The organism is Microcoleus sp. Pol8_D6 (assembly GCF_036700965.1).
Taxonomy (GTDB): Bacteria; Cyanobacteriota; Cyanobacteriia; order Cyanobacteriales; family Microcoleaceae; genus Microcoleus.
In genome coordinates this window covers 113604-131986 of record NZ_JAUBPW010000008.1, presented here as the reverse complement: position 1 = coordinate 131986, position 18383 = coordinate 113604, and the positions used below count along the sequence as shown (strand labels likewise).

General features: G+C 47.0%; 17 protein-coding genes. 4 read left to right on the top strand and 13 right to left on the bottom strand.

Features of this window, described 5'->3' with window-relative positions:
• Nucleotides 1-259 precede the first annotated feature (259 nt).
• Together QUA10_RS05745 and QUA10_RS05740 are read right to left on the bottom strand one after the other, a co-directional pair.
• Nucleotides 260-1048 carry an SDR family oxidoreductase gene (locus QUA10_RS05745; protein WP_333085581.1) on the bottom strand — a complete coding sequence of 263 codons (789 nt, stop codon included), beginning with the start codon at nt 1046-1048 and terminating at the stop codon, nt 260-262.
• A 247-nt stretch (nt 1049-1295) separates the two neighbouring features.
• On the bottom strand, nt 1296-2201 hold the full coding sequence (locus QUA10_RS05740) for a nuclear transport factor 2 family protein (protein ID WP_333085580.1): 906 nt from the start codon (nt 2199-2201) through the stop codon (nt 1296-1298).
• A 192-nt stretch (nt 2202-2393) separates the two neighbouring features.
• Between QUA10_RS05740 and murG the strand changes: the two genes are divergently transcribed.
• Complete coding sequence (gene murG, locus QUA10_RS05735) at nt 2394-3491, top strand: undecaprenyldiphospho-muramoylpentapeptide beta-N-acetylglucosaminyltransferase (RefSeq protein ID WP_445304822.1); 1098 nt, start codon at nt 2394-2396, stop codon at nt 3489-3491.
• Between the two features lie 179 nt (nt 3492-3670).
• Here murG and QUA10_RS05730 read toward each other — a convergent pair whose 3' ends face one another.
• The 7 genes from QUA10_RS05730 to QUA10_RS05700 form a co-directional block, all read right to left on the bottom strand.
• Nucleotides 3671-3943, bottom strand: a complete 273-nt coding sequence (locus tag QUA10_RS05730; protein ID WP_333085578.1) for a hypothetical protein — start codon at nt 3941-3943, stop codon at nt 3671-3673.
• Nucleotides 3927-4379, bottom strand: coding sequence for a type II toxin-antitoxin system antitoxin SocA domain-containing protein (locus tag QUA10_RS05725; RefSeq protein WP_333075622.1), 453 nt, complete (start codon nt 4377-4379; stop codon nt 3927-3929). The genes QUA10_RS05730 and QUA10_RS05725 overlap by 17 nt, the downstream gene beginning before the upstream one ends.
• Before the next feature lie 55 nt (nt 4380-4434).
• Nucleotides 4435-5031 carry an urease accessory protein UreG gene (gene ureG, locus QUA10_RS05720; RefSeq protein WP_333085577.1) on the bottom strand — a complete coding sequence of 199 codons (597 nt, stop codon included), beginning with the start codon at nt 5029-5031 and terminating at the stop codon, nt 4435-4437.
• Between the two features lie 37 nt (nt 5032-5068).
• Nucleotides 5069-5782: an urease accessory protein UreF gene (locus tag QUA10_RS05715; protein ID WP_333085576.1), complete on the bottom strand. Its 714-nt coding sequence runs from the start codon at nt 5780-5782 to the stop codon at nt 5069-5071.
• An 85-nt stretch (nt 5783-5867) separates the two neighbouring features.
• A complete protein-coding gene (ureE, locus tag QUA10_RS05710) occupies nt 5868-6305 on the bottom strand; it encodes an urease accessory protein UreE (RefSeq protein ID WP_333085575.1) in 438 nt (145 codons plus the stop codon).
• A 348-nt stretch (nt 6306-6653) separates the two neighbouring features.
• Nucleotides 6654-7145, bottom strand: coding sequence for a DUF4168 domain-containing protein (locus tag QUA10_RS05705; RefSeq protein WP_333085574.1), 492 nt, complete (start codon nt 7143-7145; stop codon nt 6654-6656).
• A gap of 282 nt (nt 7146-7427) precedes the next feature.
• The gene (locus QUA10_RS05700) at nt 7428-7712 is read right to left on the bottom strand and encodes a hypothetical protein (RefSeq protein ID WP_333085573.1); all 285 of its coding nucleotides are present in this window, start codon (nt 7710-7712) and stop codon (nt 7428-7430) included.
• Nucleotides 7713-8043: 331 nt separating this feature from the next.
• On the opposite strand from QUA10_RS05700, the gene QUA10_RS05695 reads away from it, so the two are divergent.
• Complete coding sequence (locus QUA10_RS05695) at nt 8044-8469, top strand: DoxX family protein (RefSeq protein WP_333085572.1); 426 nt, start codon at nt 8044-8046, stop codon at nt 8467-8469.
• The gene (locus tag QUA10_RS05690) at nt 8466-8981 is read left to right on the top strand and encodes a DUF4385 domain-containing protein (protein WP_333085571.1); all 516 of its coding nucleotides are present in this window, start codon (nt 8466-8468) and stop codon (nt 8979-8981) included. Before QUA10_RS05695 ends, QUA10_RS05690 begins: the two co-directional genes overlap by 4 nt.
• Nucleotides 8982-9082: 101 nt before the next feature.
• Here the strand turns inward: QUA10_RS05690 and QUA10_RS05685 are convergent, their stop codons facing one another.
• The 4 genes from QUA10_RS05685 to QUA10_RS05670 form a co-directional block, all read right to left on the bottom strand.
• Entirely contained in the window at nt 9083-9550 is a 468-nt protein-coding gene (locus tag QUA10_RS05685; RefSeq protein ID WP_333085570.1) for a regulatory protein RecX, read from the bottom strand.
• A 90-nt stretch (nt 9551-9640) separates the two neighbouring features.
• Nucleotides 9641-10051 (bottom strand): AbrB family transcriptional regulator, encoded by a 411-nt coding sequence (locus QUA10_RS05680; protein ID WP_172184952.1) that lies wholly within the window; start codon nt 10049-10051, stop codon nt 9641-9643.
• Between the two features lie 1651 nt (nt 10052-11702).
• Nucleotides 11703-13403, bottom strand: a complete 1701-nt coding sequence (locus QUA10_RS05675; RefSeq protein WP_333085569.1) for a CHAT domain-containing protein — start codon at nt 13401-13403, stop codon at nt 11703-11705.
• Nucleotides 13404-13407: 4 nt separating this feature from the next.
• Entirely contained in the window at nt 13408-13662 is a 255-nt protein-coding gene (locus QUA10_RS05670) for a hypothetical protein (RefSeq protein ID WP_333085568.1), read from the bottom strand.
• A gap of 1415 nt (nt 13663-15077) precedes the next feature.
• On the opposite strand from QUA10_RS05670, the gene QUA10_RS05665 reads away from it, so the two are divergent.
• Nucleotides 15078-18383: cadherin-like domain-containing protein (locus QUA10_RS05665; RefSeq protein WP_333086192.1), on the top strand; the 3306-nt coding region annotated here is incomplete at its 3' end.

Sequence of the window (18383 nt, the reverse complement as noted above, 5' to 3'; positions counted from 1 at the left end):
AATCGCATCTATCACGGGATGGGATTATATTCTATCGGCACTAAATACTGTAGCATAATTTTGGAGAATTGGTATTAGTCTCCGGTAAGGGAGCGCCTGTTTCAGGACAGTTTGGCAGAATTTTGGAGAATGTGTGGCTAAGGGTGCGATCGCAAAAAAAACCCGGCCAAAATTGGTCGGGAGTTAATTAATCAGGGTGCATCTACCAATTAAGCTTCCTGAGAATTCCAGCGCCATCCGGACACTTACCACTAAAAACTCACAACTCTTTTCGGTGAACCAGAGTTGCACTCGCTTGGTCTGTCGGAACTAGCAAGACTTCACTAATATTGACGTGGGGCGATCGTGTCGCGCAAAAATACACGACATCGGCTACATCGTCAGCAGTCAGCGGTGTCAATCCTTGATAGACATTTTTGGCTTTTTCTGCATCGCCGTGAAATCGGACATTGCTAAATTCTGTTTCCACCAAACCGGGCTCTATTTCCGTCACGCGCACTGGTGTTCCCAAAAGGTCTTGTTTCAACCCTTCAGAAATAGCTCTCACTGCTGCTTTGGAAGCGCAATAAACATTACCTTTCGGATAAGCTTGGCGGCCTGCTATTGAGCCGATATTCACTACGTGGCCCCGTTCTCGGCTTATCATTCCCGGCACGATCGCGCGAGTCATGTAAAGCAAGCCTTTAACATTGGTATCAATCATTTCTTCCCAATCTTGAAAGTTGCCTTCGTGCAGTTTGTCTAAACCACGGCTCAATCCCGCATTGTTAATCAGAATATCGATGTTTTTCCAGGCATCGGGAAGCGCAGTTATCGCCGATTCCACTTGCGGGCGATCGCGCACGTCCAATTCTAGCAAATAAATCTCGTTCGCCGATGCAATCGATTTTGTTTCTACAAGTTCTTTTGCCAGTAGATCGAGCTTTTCAAGACGGCGGGCTGCTAAAATTAGTTTGGCTCCACCTTTGGCGAATATCTTGGCACAGGCAGCTCCGATACCGCTACTCGCGCCTGTAATGAAAACAATTTGATTTTGGATAGAAATCATTTTTTGTCAGTTGTTAGTTGACTGTTGTCATTGGTTATTTGTTAGTTTTGTTATTTGTTAGTTGTTACTTGCTATAGCCTTTCTCGCTATAGTGAGGTATGTGTAATTCCTTTAATGATATTTTTTTATTTTCAAATATGTACCTCGTGTGACTAATAACCGCTATACCACTTACCACTTACTAATCACCAATCACCAATCACCCATGCCCCATGCCCCATGCCCCATGCCCATAACACCTATTTTATTATTTGACAACCCGCAATCGCACACTAACTGTTGCAATTCCACCTTGTCGCATCAAAACTGCTGAAACCCACCGATTTTCCGGCGTAGCCGGAGCTTTACCTACTTTAAAAATTCCCCCGGAATTTAGCAACTCCAGCTCAACTTCTGAGGGATTAAAAAAGGTTTTTTCGGTGATGGGTTCCTCCAAAACAGTCCCTATTAAAATATCATCGCCGATCGGCTCTCGCACAATGGCATCAAAATGGTACTCTTCGCCCACCTTAACTTGCTCCGGCAAATTCACTTGAATTGTGGGAGGACTTTGGCCAGAAGTAAGTTGAGTTTGTTCTGCTAAAATTTCTTGACTAACTATTTTTTCACGTTCAAAGCGCTGCTGGGAAAGGATGGTAGCTTTGAGAGTTAATTCTCTGCCATCCTTTTTTTGAGTGCCAGCAATTGTAGTTATGGTTTCTGCAATAATCGCGCTACCTTCGGTTTTCCAAGATTTGATCTCGGTGCGGTAATTTAAACTCGGATATCGATTCCAGAGTTGGGTGAGGGCTTTTTCCATGCTTTGGCTGTTTAAGCCGTCAGAATGAGTGAAATTCGGGCTGTAAAATGCCATGACTGCTTTGACATCGCGCCGATTGGCCGCTGCGTCAATTTCTGTTAGCACTTTTGTGAGTGGGGCAGGCGCATTTGCAGGGGTTTGGGCGATCGTTTGGGGAGTTGCCGCGATCACACCGATCGCTCGGGCCGCACCTTGATGCAGCACGCCAGCACTTACCACTGTTAAACATAACAACATTTGAGCGATCGACTGCCCGCAGTTCAAGCCAAAAACGATCGCGCGATCGGCTTTTTCGTTCCGACGGCTGGAAAAATACTGAGATACACTTGGCACTAAATTCAAAAAATTACGCATTAGGTGATAATTTGGTTATTTGTCAGGAGTCGTGGCGCGGGCAACTGTTCGCCTGCAACGAAAACTGACAACGGAAGGACGGACACGGCACAATCTACAATCTAATTTTAGATTGCTGATTGAAAATTGGCTGAAACTGCCGGAATAATAAGCATAATAATCTAAAACCTCAAATATAAAATCGATTGACCTGTGGAACTTGTACTTGTAAAAGAAACAAAAACCTTGACAAAAGCCCCCCTTCGTTTGTTAGTTGCAGCTAGCGGCACTGGTGGACATTTATTTCCCGCGATTGCCACCGCTAGTCAGTTGAACGACTGTCAGATCGAATGGCTAGGAGTCCCAGACCGCATGGAAACCGAGTTAGTTTCATCCCTTTACCCCCTCCACACGATCGCCGTTGAAGGCTTTCAGCAGCGATTGGGACTCGATACACTGCGGATTTTGGGCGGACTCGCCGGCTCGATCCTTCAAGTGCGGAAGTTGCTCAAAGCGGGCAATTTTCAGGGAGTGTTTACTACCGGCGGTTACATCGCGGCACCGGCAATTCTGGCGGCCCGTTCTTTGGGTTTGCCGGTGATTCTCCACGAATCTAATGCCATTCCGGGGAAGGTGACGCGCTGGTTTAGTCCTTTGTGCACTGCTGTGGCGATCGGATTTGAAGCAGCAGCCCAGCATTTACCCCGCGCGAAAACCGTTGTTGCTGGTACACCGGTGCGATCGCAATTCCTGACTCGCCAACCTCTAAATTTGCCAATTCCTGACAGTGTACCTGTAATTTTAGTCATGGGCGGCTCTCAAGGTGCTGTCGCAGTCAATAATTTAGTGCGCGAGTGTGCTCCTGCTTGGTTTGATGCCGGTGCTTGGGTGGTTCACCTCACCGGAAATAATGACCCGGATGCTGAAAGTTGGAAACACGAGCAATATTTGTCAATGCCATTTTACGACAATGTGGCGAGTTTGTTGCAGCGAGCAAATTTAGCAATTAGTCGATCGGGCGCGAGTGCACTGACAGAATTAGCAGTGACGGGCGTACCTTCTATTTTAATTCCTTTTCCTCACGCGGCTGACGACCACCAAAGATTTAATGCGGAAGTATTTGCTAAAGTCGGCGCCGCTGTGGTATTCCGTCAAAGCGAACTGACAGCAGAGGTATTGCAAAGCAAAGTATTGTATTTGTTAAGAGATGCCGAATATTTGGCAAAAATGTCTCAAGCTGCTTCTGAATTAGCGGTGACAGACAGTACAGAACGTTTGGCTAATTTGGTCAGGGAATTGGTAGTGCGGTAGCGAAAATTGGACACCGCCACTAATTTAACGAGTTCTTTTTAATGAGGGTAAAACGTAAAATCCCTGTCCAACCAAATAACATAAAACACAGCCCCATCCCGATAACCAACCATCGGAGCCATCCCGCAAAACCGAAAAGCAATAAAATTTACATCATCCTTAAGATGCCTGGGAATAGGCTATCTAATGGCACTTCGGGCTATCTTCTCGTAGCCCGATCCGTGACGGCTAGAAGCATTAATCTGACTCCAGGTAAGCTGACTTAATTTGTACAGCGTATCTGCAAAAGCTGCCTTTTCATCTTTTGTACATTGAGCAAGAGAGTAATCTTTATTCATGTACCGCAAAGAAAATAGAGGTGACTGCTGCTCTGGCGCTAAATCAACAATTTCTCTAGGTGAAATCCTTTTCCCTTTTTCTTGGCGTTGATTTGCCTTAAGATGCTTCTTCACAATTGAGTTGAGTCTTGAAGTATTTTTTCAGGGATTGATGAGTAATTTTTCCGCTATTTTGAGCAGCAAGTTTCCAGGGATATTCTTCGTGTGTCATGTTGCTTAACTTCCATGCAGCAAACTGCCCAAACACAGAGTAAACTTCATCAAGCAGGCTCTTAGTTTTTTCGTCGTAAATCGAAAAGTCTATATATTCTGGACATGGAATTGCACCAGTACCATACTTTTTATAGTAGTGATGGTACAACTCAGGAACAACGGGTCCGTGAGTCCATGCTTCTATGGCTTCAAGAAATAGCGGTTTATCGTACAAAGCTAAATGAAAGCCTTGAGCATAGTAAACCAATTTCTGAAGCTTGAGATTAGATATCAGATCGCCAGCATCTTCACTTGCCTGAGCCAAAAAGTATTCGGCTGCATCATAACAACTCAGCATAACTTACTTGGTCATCATTAAACGGCTTATTTCCATGATACTAGATTTGATTGCCCTAAGCGACATTCATCTTCACAAAATCAACCACCGACGCTAAGCCATCCTTTGTCTTCAAGTTAGTAAAAACAAAAGGTTTATCGCCGCGCATTTTTTTCGCGTCCCGTTCCATCACGCCTAAATCTGCTCCTACATAAGGTGCGAGGTCTGTTTTATTAATTACCAACATATCAGATTTAGTAATTCCTGGCCCGCCTTTGCGCGGAATTTTATCGCCCGCAGCGACATCGATTACGTAAATTGTTAAATCTACTAACTCCGGGCTAAATGTTGCCGCCAAATTATCGCCACCGCTTTCGACAAAAACTAAATCTAAATCAGTGAATTTTTGTTCTAACTCTTCTATAGCTACTAAGTTAATGGAAGCATCTTCGCGGATGGCTGTGTGGGGACAGCCTCCCGTTTCTACGCCCAAAATTCGATCGCTCTCCAAAGCTTGACTCCGAACCAAAAACTGGGCATCTTCCTGAGTATAGATATCATTAGTCACAACCGCAATCTGGTACTGCTGCCGCAGCGACTTGCACAAAGCATCCAGTAAAGCAGTTTTCCCCGAACCAACTGGCCCAGCAATTCCTACACGAAAAGCACTCATATCGATTTTAGATTTTAGATTTTAGATTTTATAATTTTTAACTGCGAAACAACCGAGTGTACTGAGTTTCGTGCGCCATGCTAGCCAGCCCTAATCCCCAACTGCAACTACCAAGGTCCTCATCTTCTAATTTTAAAACTTCTTGCGCCGTACAGCTAATTTGAGACTGCAAATCTAACAATAACTGTTGACCGGCTGTTTGACCTAGGGGAATCAGTTTCACGCCCACACTCGCCAAATTAGCAGCCCAACTGTACAAATATCCTAACACGGCCGCTTCCTCTTCAATCTGCCAGGTTGCCGCGGCAATGCCAAAGCCGATCGCAAAATTGCACTGATTGCCGCCAAATTCCAGCAAATCTTTTACACTTGTTGTTAACCCAGAAGCAATGAGCGATTCCCTGCGGGATAGCTTCGCTTCACGCAAATCGAGCACCAACCTGACTAAAGTGCGCCCCATTTGCCAACTTTGCAAGCGCAACTCTTCAGTTTCCTTAGCAGCAGTCGCCCAAGCATTCCAGTAACTCAAAGCGGTCAAATCCCCAATCTGGGCCGCCCTCAAAGCGCGTACCACCACAGCGGCTTCTACTCGCACAGCCCCGAATTGCAGCGAATTTTCTAACCAATTCCTCAAAGTAATCTCGCTGTCGATCGCACCGGTTTCTACCAGACTTTCGATTCCCTCAGAATAACTATAAGCTCCCACAGGTGCAAAAGCTAACTGCAACAAAGATAAAAGTTGATTGTTCACTGTTGACTGTTGACTGTTGACTGTTATTTGGTGGTTACAATGCCCAATGCCCAATGCCCAATGCCCCATTCCCCATTCCCCATTCCTAATGGTTGTGCCCGTAAGCGCCCATTTCCGGCTGAAACGGCACAATTTCCTCTGTTACTTCCAAACCCATTTTTTCTAGCATTCCCTGCAATACAGAGTCGGGGGAAAGTCTTAAATAATTATCGGCAATTTCTAAAGCTACGTGACGGTTTCCTAAATGATAAGCCGCCCGCATCAGTAGCAGCGGACTTGATGCCCACACTGTCAGCACCAGTTCTGGTTTTGCATTTACCACTACCAAACAGCTACCGTCTTCCGACTGCAATAAATCTCGATCGCGCAATACTGTACCTCTGGGCAAATTCAGGTGCAGCTTTTCCCCCGTCTCTGTCTCGAATCGGTGGCGGCTGCGAGTGCGATCGTCCGCTGTCATCGGTAAAGTAAAGCTGACAACAGCATCCGGATTTGCAGGCAAATGTTTGGTGAAAGTTAGCATTTTTATATTCTATTCCTCAGAGCAATTCACTTGACATTTAGTTTTTGAGGAATATCTTTTTTATAGCCAAAGGAATAAGGAAGACTGAAGTTCCACTCTTAAGCTCATGTTTCAGAAATTAAAAACGTCTTAATCGTGTTGGCGATCGCTATATCTCATTGCCATTTACAGCAAGTTGAAAAATAGTCATCTCTCTGAACCGCTCCCGTTCTTGTCTGTCTACCAAATTTCTGTCATTTTGTCAAGCATTTTATCACAGACGATCGCCCTTTTTTCAAAAAATTTTGCATATCGTCTAGTAACTCGAAGAATAGAACGGGAGAGGAAGAAAGAATCAAACCATCAAGCTTATTGATTGCCCGCTTGTTGCAGTCGCAGGAGTTCGGCTTGAATGCGCTGTTTGACTGCTGGATTCGCTTGCTGGAGCAAAGTGAGCTGGTTGAAGCGACTAACTGTCAAACCATTGGTTTCGATAACTTTTTTAGCTTGTTGGCAGTAATTCACCGCAATTCCGCGAACACCTCCAGACAACCTATTGATTTCCTGAGTTTCGTTGCACACTACTCTGGGAACCGATCCCCCAGCCATGCCTTTAATTTCGTTATAAGCTTCCACCCGTCTGGGTTCTATTGCCAACACAGCACGAGCGTAGCTAGTAATTTCTTCGCTGCTAATTTCTTGAGCTTGGGCTGCTGCTCCGAAAACGAGATTTGGGGATTGTCCATACAAACCGGGCGCCCATCCGCTAGCTAAAGCTGCAGCAGAAATGATGCCTGCAAACAGCGATTGTCGCAGCATCCGGTTTATGCCAAATTTAGAGGTGTTTAGTGAGGTGTTCATGGTCGTCGGTGATTAATTGCGTGTAGATAAAAATGACACAGCGCTTGGAGGCTCAATCTTTTTGAATAATGTGGCGGGTAAAAAGTTCCTGCCATTGGTGACTATTTTGAATTCCAGCAGGATGGTTGGGGAGTTGCTAGGACGATCGACTTTTTAGCAAATTCAATAATTTCATTCATTATAACATCGGTCAGAAGTTGACAAAATTCAAACTTTAGATAGTAATTTTAATTACAGAGCATTCCCGAATTGCCTCTCCCAATAATTCTCAAAGCGCAAATATTAAATAATTATAAAAGTTATTGACAAATTACTCGCCTTAATTAGTCTCATCAAGGTAGGCGGTAGCAAAGCTATCTCTTTCCCCGGAAGGGTTCCCGTTCCCCGTAGTGGTTCCCGTAGGGTAGGGTAGGGAAGCGCGTGGAAGGCTAGGTCAAATTTAGCAGCAATCGCACTCATCAATTGCGGCGATGACTTATTTAATGTTAAGCGGTGGTGAATTTGTCGCTGGAGAAAATCCCCCACTGGTTGGGCTGCTGACGAAGCCAAAGCCGGAACAAAAATCATGTTTCACTACCCGAAGATAGAGACAGCAACAGGGCACTAGACATTAAAATCTTGTTATCAAAATGCGCGCTATCTGTTTTTGGCAGTCAACGCCCAGGCCTTCGATTCCAGTTCTCGCTTCCTCCACTTTGGTGCTGTGAAAACTTGTCTGGGATTTACGCAGAAACCTGGGTTTTCTACGAAATAAAATCGTTACAGCCACCACCAAGAGCAGACAAACCCGAAAAGCTGGAATTTTTGGACCTCAGTTTTATTGTGATCTCGATCGCAGCTCGCAAATTTTGGCAAGCCTGATCGCAGCAATTTAACAATTATTAATTACCCATTGCCCATGAAAAGTCAAAAAGAAATTTGGCGAGTTATTCTCGCAGTAGCTATCAGTATTGTAGGCGTGCTGCACTTTGCAGTACCAGCACCTTTTATCAGAATTGTGCCCCCCCAGCTTCCTTACCCGGAAGCCTTGGTTTATATCAGCGGTTTTTTCGAGATTTTGGGCGGAATTGGGCTGTTAGTTCCTCCTGTGAGCAGGGCGGCGGCGTGGGGATTAATTGCCTTGTTTATTGCCGTGTTTCCAGCTAATATCAATCAAGCCGTCAACAACATTCCCATAGAAGGGATTCCCCACAACCAATTACTTTATTGGTTCAGGCTGCCTTTTCAAGCTGTCTTGATTGCTTGGGCCTGGGTTTATACCCAACGAGACGAAGGTAAACCCCGGGCTTCTATAGTTCCAGATAGAACAGAAAATGCCCGATGAAGCAGTTCGACTACCATGCGGATTTTAAGAACATCGACTTTCGACAGCACCCGGAACTTTATCGGGTAGGGAAAGGAGAACAGGGAGTGCTGTTGGTTGAACCCTACAAAGGAGAAATTCTGCCTTTCTGGAGATTTAAGACTCCTGAAATTGCGAGGGAGTCCAGCAGCAAAATTTACTCCTTGTTTTTAGAGTATCTCGATGCCGATGATTTTGTGGGAGCCGACATGGCCCGCAAGTTCTTGCAGATGGGGTATACTCGATCGCGTCGCTACGCTAACCACAAAAGCGGTCGAAAATACCAGCAAAACCCTCAAAAGCTGAAGTCTGTTGCAGAGCAAACCGCAGCTCGAAAAAATATTTTGCCGCTAGAAGCAGATCCGGTGAAAGCAGAATCCGCAGCGATTTTTCAAGAAAAATGGATGCTGGCCAAAATCAACGAGAAATATCTCGAGCTTTTAGCCAGACATCGGCAAATGTACGAATCTTATTTAGTCAACGCTGAGGATTGACATACATTCACAAAAACTCAGGACTTACACTTTAGCCCTGTCGGCAGCAGTGTAGGTGTGCTTGCCTATCGGGGCCGCATTTATTTGCTTGGCCCTACTATTTACTCATCCTCTTCTTCCGCCTGCCACTGTCGCCAAATTTCAAATGCATTAAAGCCCCTGTATTGCAGGTAATTCAAGACTTTGCCCTTGGTTTTCGGATCTGCTTTACCCCAAGTATCGATCTTGTATTTCCGCATGACTTTGGCTTTTAATTCGGCCAGTTTTTCTGCTTCGGAGTCCTGATTTTCGGCAATTTCTTCTTCCCAGACTTGCTCGAACAAATCGTTGGTAATTCCTTTTTGCAGGCACTTGCGCTTGATGGCCGACTTCCCGTATTTGCCTGCTGCAGAGGCGATCGAGTTTGCCACCAAGCGAGTGTCGGACTGATAGCCGCGGTCTTGAATTTGCGCGATCGCCTCCAATATTTCCTCATTGCCAAAACCTTTCTCTTGCCCCTTTTTGCGAAGTTCAGAGGCACTGTAGTCTTTGCGGGACAAGAGAAAATAGAAATAGTCAAGACAGCTCATCAGTTCAATCGAAGGGTGGCGCGCAAATACTCGTGTAGCGAATGCCAAATCCAGTCGCCTTGCTATCGGCTGACTGCATCACGATCGCCTCTATTCTTCTGTATCCTCCTCTTCATCATCCACATCCACATCCGGTCTGTCCACATCGATCTGAATCAAGCGAATGTGCTTGTATCCGAGCTTAATTTCAAACTCGTCTCCCGGCTTTAATCCCATTTCTTGGGTATAATTTGCCCCGATCACGATCGAACCATTCTTGTGAACGCTAGCTCGATAACTCGCTTCTCGCCCGCGTCCGTCTGCTTTAGACTTCTCTAGCTCAATGCCCTTAGCAGCTAACACTGCATCGTAAAACTCAGCCAGATTAATCCGGGTTTCTCCACTTTTGCTGACTGTGAAGTAGCCGCAAAGCTTCGCAAGTTCTCTGCGCGGCAAATCACTGCCTTTGATTTTTTGAAGCAGACCTTTTCCTGTTAAGGGTGCTGTAGCTGTTTCTGCCATTGACCGTACCTCGCTTATTGGACTTTACTTATATCAATTACAACACATTAGATTAACTTTGTTTCACTGTCAATACTAAGAATTCTGAATATTAAGATTCTGGAGAAATTTCTGCGGTCTCAAGACCGGGGGTGCAAGTAAGGATGCTCGAAGGGCGATCAATTTGCTCCTCGCGGCCCAAATCCTTCTGTAAGCCTCAGAGCGATCGCGCGGGGAATTATTGTCGCAAATTAAATGTTTTACTTTTTTACAGTAAAGTCTGTTCCCTGCATTCACCAATCCCCGATTGTGTCTGCGGTCAAGGTCAAAATAAGACAGCCATGAATCGAAATACCTAGAGCGCGGCCGCTGCAAATCTGCCGCCAGCATTTACCGGCGCTGGGTTAACTTTTACCTCAACAAGACGAGGCAGCACTTGTTCTAGATGTCACTGCCAGCTACTTGTAAATTCTATTTTTCGGGCTGGGAATCCCCTCAAAACCCCAAATACCAACGAGCAATCTTCTATTAAGGTGTTGGGCATATAACTTCCACAGAACGCAGTCTGGGGAAGGCAATCCGGTAAAAATTGAAGGAAATTTCACCTCTTCGTTGAACGGGTTTAAGCTAAAACCCGACTCAATGGGCGCTGTGGCAGAAACATCGGACAGCTACTAAGAGGGGAATAGTTTTGATGGGGCGAGATTGCTTCGCGACTCTTAACACTTCGCCAGGAATCAGTAGATTTCTAGGGGGAACTCGGGAAAATCTTCCTCCTCCGGCCCCAAGCCAGAGAATTTGAGGTTATTTCCACAGGGGAATTGAAAAAGACCGAGTTAAATGCACAACAGCTTAAATGTTTGATGCACTACAAATTAGTAGCGGTTGCCGACATGGAGTGTCGATGGAAATGTATTGGTTTCGAGTCGTGGCCTGTAAACTGCCATACTCTCAAAATTTATGCACCAACTGGAGGGGCGCGTCAATCGATTTTAGATTTGAGATTTTAGATTAAAGAATTGAAGCATTGACCCCACGGATAAATTCGGGGGCTCCTTTATCGGATACAGGTTTTTTATTTCTGGACGGATGAATCCGGGGGCTTGTATCCTGGATGCTTTCGGTCAAACTCACAGCCGCTTCCATAATTAATTATTGTGAAATATAGCAAGCGCGCTGACGGTGAGGACGTTCTTTATTGTTGCAACTCTCGCTTTTATTGTCTTGTGCGGAATGACGAATGCTCCTGCTGCCGAATCAGCCCGCTCAAAAACGCATACAAGCCACCGACTCGTGTCGTGGAGAGATCAAAATTTTAGACTGTTGTTCAAGCTTCCAGATTCATCTGTAGAGTAAATCTAAAATCTCAAATCGTTCGACTCAGGGCTCAACCCGAAGTCTAAAATCTACAATCGACTGACAATTATATATCAAGCAGTCCCGGACTTACTCTCTCGACGAGAAACTCGGTTTCTTCCTCGATGCTTGGTTGGGCTGCTGCTTATTTTAGGTAAAAACCGGCTTGATGAACGTAAGTCGGAGATTTGATCGAGCAGTATACTTGCGATCACTTTGCCAGCGGCGGCCGATCGCGAATGGCCAGCAAAAACCCCACCCAGTTTGGAGGCAGGCCAAGAGGGTCTAAATTAAGCATTGCAGTGGGTGATCGCTTTTAGTGACGTTGTTGCAGGTAATTTTGCGACAGGGGAGTCCGTACCGCCGGCAGTAACTCTTCTGGTTTCGTGCCTCGCTGGTTCGAGTACCGCCACCCAAAAAAGCCAGCACTCAAAGCAACGGACAACAAGCAAAGCATTAGGGTGACAAATTTTTTCGATCCCGGTTTTGTTAACGGTTTCTGAGTCGGTGCTGCGGCGCGAGTTGCTTGGATCACCGAACACTCCGAATTAGGAATAGAGGACGGCGAAGCCGTCGGTGAGTTCGGTGAATTAGTAGCATCGGCTCGATCGTTCTGGTGAACCCAATCCCTACGATCTTTTAATTGGTCGGGAAAGTATTCCCAGACTTCGCCGTCAGAATTGTCTGACTCATGCGATCGATTGGCTGGGATTGGGGGGTATTGGGCGATCGCCGAAACCGAAGACTGGGCCTTCCATTCTGTACCCGCGAGCGCCGGTGGCGTTCCCGACGCGATTATGTGCACCATAGAACCGGATGTCGCGCTGTGGGCTGGGGCGCCGGTCAAATAGCCGTCAAAGTCCGGGTGCTGGTAAAGAATGGGCAAAGCCCAGTATAGCTGGTGAGAACCGTAGGCAGAAATTAGCCCAGCTCTGGCCCGGCTCAGGCTGAGATCGACTGGATAGCCTTGATTGAGGTTGCGGTAAAACAACCGCGTCAGAGTTAGGGCTACATCATCGGGGATGCTTTCTGCCATTGCTAGCACTGCCGGAATGCCCCGCTTCACTAGAGCTTCGGTTAAGTTCCGCTCCGGGCTGTCGTCCGCGAGGTCTGAGGGGTCGGCGTAGGCGCCGCGGCAGGAGTTGAACACGGCCATCTGAATACCGTTGTTAACGAGCAATCCAGCTAAGTCGTCGCCACTCAAGGTTTCAGTTAAGCCGGTGCGGCTGCTGACTAGGTAGAGTTCGCCACCTCTGGAACCTAAGTTGCTATGGCCTGCGTAGTGCAGGACTTGGTAGTGTCCTTGTTCTAGGGCTTGGGTAAGTTGTTCTCGATCGGGCTGTTCGAGAATAGTCAGTTGAATTTCCGGGCAATGGGGGCTGTTTTTGAGAGGATGACCGGTGCGGTTTTGGAGTTCTTGCTGCAAATGGAGCACTTCTCGCTTGAGCTGCAAGCTGTCTCGATCGCTCGGAGAGGCGATCGCCATTAAAATTTTTAGTGGCCCGCCACTAGGCAGTATCCGGGTTTGTTTGAACAAACTTGTACCTGGTTGGTAGCGAGAAAACACGACATCTGTGCCGGTTGCCAAAGGGCGATCGCCGGCGTGCAGAACTTCCCACGGCAGTCGTGGCAAGCGCCGGCCTTTGAGTCCGAGTCGCAGTTGCAGCACTTCTCGGCGGTGCTGGGCGATGCCTTGAGCGCAAGTCCAGCTATCGCGCAAGTTTCCTTGAAACAGCCCGCTGTATAATTGTTGCCCCAGGGCTACTAAATTCGGCGCTGAGTTGTTTCCCGAACGGGAGAGGCCGCGACCCGCAAAACTGCTTCCCTGTACTGCTTTTCCTTGGAGCAAGCCCACCAGGGGGTCGTTCATCAGTTGAGAAGACTGTGCAAGCCATTCATTGATCGGCCAGCGGACTTGTTGTTCGGCTAAGGGTACACCGGGTGCAACCCTTTCTGTCCGCACTAGATATTCGTCGTCCCCAACGGGAGTGACTGAGAGTTGAAATTCCTGGCTCACGGATTTAGCGCCCTCCCGCCTTAATTCTGAATTTGCCTGCGTTTTTGCGGCTAGCAATAGCGAACGGCAAAATAATTTTTACTCTTTGAATCAAAGTTTCTGAATGCGCTTCCCCCGATCGGGCGATCGCTGGGGTCATATATATTTGTTCAAACACTTTGAGGATATAAAAGTTGTACTTTAATAACAGTTTATTAGTTTTGATTGCCCTGTGCCTCGGTGAAAGCCGACTTTTCTCCAATCTTGCTATCTTTAACATTTTGCACCTCTACCGCAGACCCCTTTAGATTCGTCGTGAACTTGAGTTTCTCATTGCTGAGTAAAGTTAAATTGGAGGCACTTTACCAGGCGGATCTCTAGTTCTTATTAAAATTACTTCGGCTCTCGCCAACCGGTTTCAGGGCAATATCGCAGGGAAAGTTGAGTATTTTATTTTTTTTGGCGATCGGTCGATCGGTCTTTACCGCTTATCCTCTACCACCAACCCCCGATGTGCAATCTTGATTTTGTGTCAATTAATTAATTGGTCAGCCCTGAGTTCTCATCCGTAAGCCCTCCGCCCTCATCCTTAAGACCTCAGTGGCGATCGGTAATTGATAGTTGACTATCGATAATTGCTCATAACTTATTGCTAATTTACCGCTTTTATGATATAGAAAACTTTTAATTTAACTCTCTTAATCTAGTTACAGTTAAGCAGCAAAAATAAACGTCAGCAGCCAAGAACTCTCAACAATACAATGGCAATCAAATTATTCCGGTACTCTCAAGCAACCATCATTTTTGGCATCTAGAGGATTACGTCTCATCAGGCCGGTTTCTCGGAGAATGATTGGATTTGGTAGCGAAGCCTACAAAACAACAGGGTTTCGCACCCTCGCCGTGGGTCATTCCCGCTCAAAATGCCGATCGAGCTTGCAACTGTCACCAAAAACGAATTATGAATCTTATTATTTTTTGGCAAATTTGGCAATCTGTCTTGAGATAGATATATCTTGGCCCAACTCTTAGTATTGAGCCGAAAAAAAAACTTTTTCTCAGTTCGCGAGGTTTCCTCGAATCGAGAAAAAATTCTGCAACTAAAAATTAGAACAAATATTTGCCCGGGCGAATTATCTAAATTTCTAATTAATCATCGGGAACTAAAATTAGGAGGGTGCTGTCGTTTAGTGAAGAGATTCAAATCCTAGGTCAGGGCAGGATTTGTCAAAGCTGGGAGTGTTACCAAAGTTCAATACACCCAGCCTAGATCGGAAAAAAAGCAAGGGTAAAATTTGGGGGATACAGGTTTTGGGGAGTTATTTAGGAGTTGTCAGTTGCGAGTTTAAATTCAGCTAATTCACTGTAGAAATTACGTAGAAAATCTACAATCAGGAGCCCTTCGGCGCAGCTTACTGTAGAAAATACCGAGAACATCTCAAATGCTCGGAGCTTCGGCGCAATAATTACAGTGTAGGTTGCGGAGCAATTAATTTTGGTACGCAATTGCAGAATATAAAACTCGTAACACAGCGAAAAAAACCTTGCCGTTTAAGTGGCATCTATAATAGTAAAGATGAGGAAACCAGCTCCTCTAGCAGGCGAAAGCATGAAGTTAAAAAAAATCTTCTGCAGCCTCCTGTTTGCTGATAAATTGATTCAAAGAAGCTTACCATTTTTTGGGAAATATCAACGATGGCAGACGAAATCTTGTTAGAAGAAACACCGCGAAAACTTTCTCCCGCTCAAAATGAAACACAAAAGCCTGTCGGGGATTTAGGCGACGACAGCTCTACAATTTCCGATCAGGAGTTAGACGATTTAATTAACCAAGCACTCGCCGAAAACACGGACGGCGTTACCACATTTCTGAATCAGTCTAACGGCGCATCCACAACAGGTGTGGGCGATGACGATGACTTAGATGATGATGACGGTGACTTAGATGACTTAGATGATGATGACAACGATTTCCAGACGATCGGAGGTACTGATGACGATGGCTTAGATGGTGATGATGATGACTTAGATGACTTAGATGATGATGACAACGGTTTCCAGACCATCGGAGGTACTGATGACGATGACGATGACGATGACTTAGAAGATGACAACGGCATCGATCGCCGCCGAACCGTCGTCGGTACCGATGACGATGACCTCCTTGTCGCCACCGACGAGCAGGAAGAGATATACGGCAAGAAAGGCAAGGACAAAATCAAAGGAAACCGTGGCAAAAAAAATAAAATCTACGGCGGTAAAAATGACGACGATTGCGAGGGCGGCGATGACGACGATGAAGTAAGAGGCGATCGTGGCAACGACAACGTTAAGGGTGGCAAAGGCAACGACACCCTTAACGGCGGTAAGGATAACGACAGCCTTTTTGGCAACGAGGGCGACGACATCTGCGAAGGCGATGACGGCGATGACTTGGCCCACGGCAACCAAGGAAAGGATAAGGTGGACGGCGGCGCCGGCAACGATACAATCTACGGCGGCAAAGACGACGACACGTGCGAGGGCGGCGAAGGCAACGATGCTGTCAGGGGCGACGCAGGCAAAGACAACGTTAGCGGTGGCACAGGCAACGATACCCTTAACGGCGGAAAAGATAACGATACCGTTAGCGGCGGTGTAGGCAGCGACGTTTGCAGTGGCGACGACGGCGACGACAACGTTAGCGGCGGCGACGGCAACGATACCGTTAGCGGCGGTGTAGGCAGCGACGTTTGCAGTGGCGACGACGGCGACGACAGCGTTAGCGGCGGCATCGGCAACGATACCGTGAGCGGCGGTGGCGGCAGCGACGTTTGCAGTGGCGACGACGGCGACGACAGCGTTAGCGGCGGCATCGGCAACGATACCGTGATTGGCGGTGGCGGCAGCGACGTTTGCAGTGGCGACGACGGCGACGACAGCGTGATGGGCGGCGACGGCGACGACAGCGTGATGGGCGGTGCTGGCAACGATACCCTCGTGACTGGCAACGGCAATGACATGGCAGACGGCGGCGACGGCGACGACAGCGTTAGCGGCGGCGGCGACGGCGACGATACGCTGATGGGCGGCGACGGCAACGATACGCTGATGGGCGGTACTGGCAACCATACCTGTGTCGGCGGTGCTGGAGATGACGTTTATGTCATGAGTAACAGTACCTCTGGGGCAAAAGCAGTCATCACTGACTTCGAAGACGGCAGCGACAAATTTCTGCTGTTTGGCGACTTGAACTTTAGCAGCTTGACCTTTATACAAGTCGGTGGCGATACCGAAATTCGGGTCAATAACTTCGCCTTGGCGCTATTGTTGAATGTCAACGCAACGCTGATCACTGCGGCCGACTTTTTGGGAGTTAATCCTCAAACTCCAACTCCAAGTCTCACTCCAACTCCCAATCCGACTCAAACTCCAACTCCGGTTTTTAACCCTCCGCAACTGGAAGTTAATAAGAGCTTGACTGCTGGTTCCAGCGGCCAGGAGCAAACTATTACTTCTGAGTTGTTGCGGTTTGTCGATGACCAGCAAGGTCCTAGCGGCACAGTCTACACCGTAACCGAGCTGCCCGATGCTACAACCGGCCAACTATTCTTTAAGGGAGTCGCCGTAACAGAAGCCGGTTTTACCTTCTCTCAAGCAGACATTAACTCAGGCTTGGTAAGTTTCAAAGCGAAACTAGGTTATAAGGGTGCGGCTGGTTTTGGTTTTAAAGTTAGCAACGGCAAAAGAGATCTCATCAACCAGCGTTTTAGCTTGAATATCGAGCAAAATCTCTTTAATTTTGCTGGCACTCCAGAACCTCAAGTTATTATCGGTTCTGCGACGCTGGATAATGACATCGAAGGCAGCGATGGTGGCGATGACATTACAGGCGGTCAGGCCAATGACACAATTAAAGGTGGCAAAGGCAACGACACAATTAAAGGCGGCGATGATGGTGACAATATCGACGCTGGCGAGGATAATGACGATATCGAAGCTGGGGCCGGCAATGACACATTAAAAGCAGGCCCAGGCAAAGACCAAGCCAAAGGCGGCGAAGGCAATGACGAGATAGACGGCGAAGATGACGATGACGATCTCGACGGTGGCATCGGCGATGACACAGTAATAGGCGGTGCTGGGAATGACGTATTAACAGGAAATGAGGGCGATGACGCTATCGAAGGCGGTCTAGGAACCAATAATCTGAGTGGGGGTAATGGAAAGGATCGCTTTATTTACCGCACTTCCCGCCAAGAGATTCAAACAGTTGTAGAAGCTGACTTTATTACTGACTTTAATGTCGATGACGATCTTTTAGAGCTTTCTACGGCAGCTTTTGGTAATCTCAGCGTTTCTAGCTTGACCCGACTGGAGATTACTGCTACTTCTACTGTGGGGTCGATCGGCAGCGCTAACTTGCTCGACTTCACCGCGGATATCACTGTTAACAGCATCAGGTCTTTGCAAGCGCGGTTTGTAGCTTTGGGTGGCAACCTAGACGTGCCTACTTTCTGTCAGTTTATAGATGCCGAGACCGGCCGTTCCGTACTGGTATTTAATGTTGGGGCGCGCTTTGAAATTGTGGCTAGTTTCTCAGTCAACATTCGCCTGCAAATCAGTAACTTTGTCTTCACCGGCACCCCACTAAATGTTCCTGTAGGTACTGCGGGTGCTGACAATGTGAATTTCGGCACTTATCCGGCTGCAGTTAATTTCGATGGTTTAGCAGGCGATGACAACATTGTCGGCAGCAATTTTAACGATACCATCCTCGGCGGCGACGGCAACGATACCATCACCGGCGGCCTCGGTTTGGATGTCATAAGCGGTGGCAGTGGTGCGGATCTGTTTGTTTACAGGACAACTAAAGAAGGCGGCGATAAAATTTCTGACTTTAAGTCAGGAACTGACAAATTCGAGTTTAGCGCCAGCGCTTTCGGCAATTTGACGACGACTAACTTTGACGCTGTAAGTGGTTCAAATCCTGACATTACTGGCAAAGAGTTAGTGATTTTC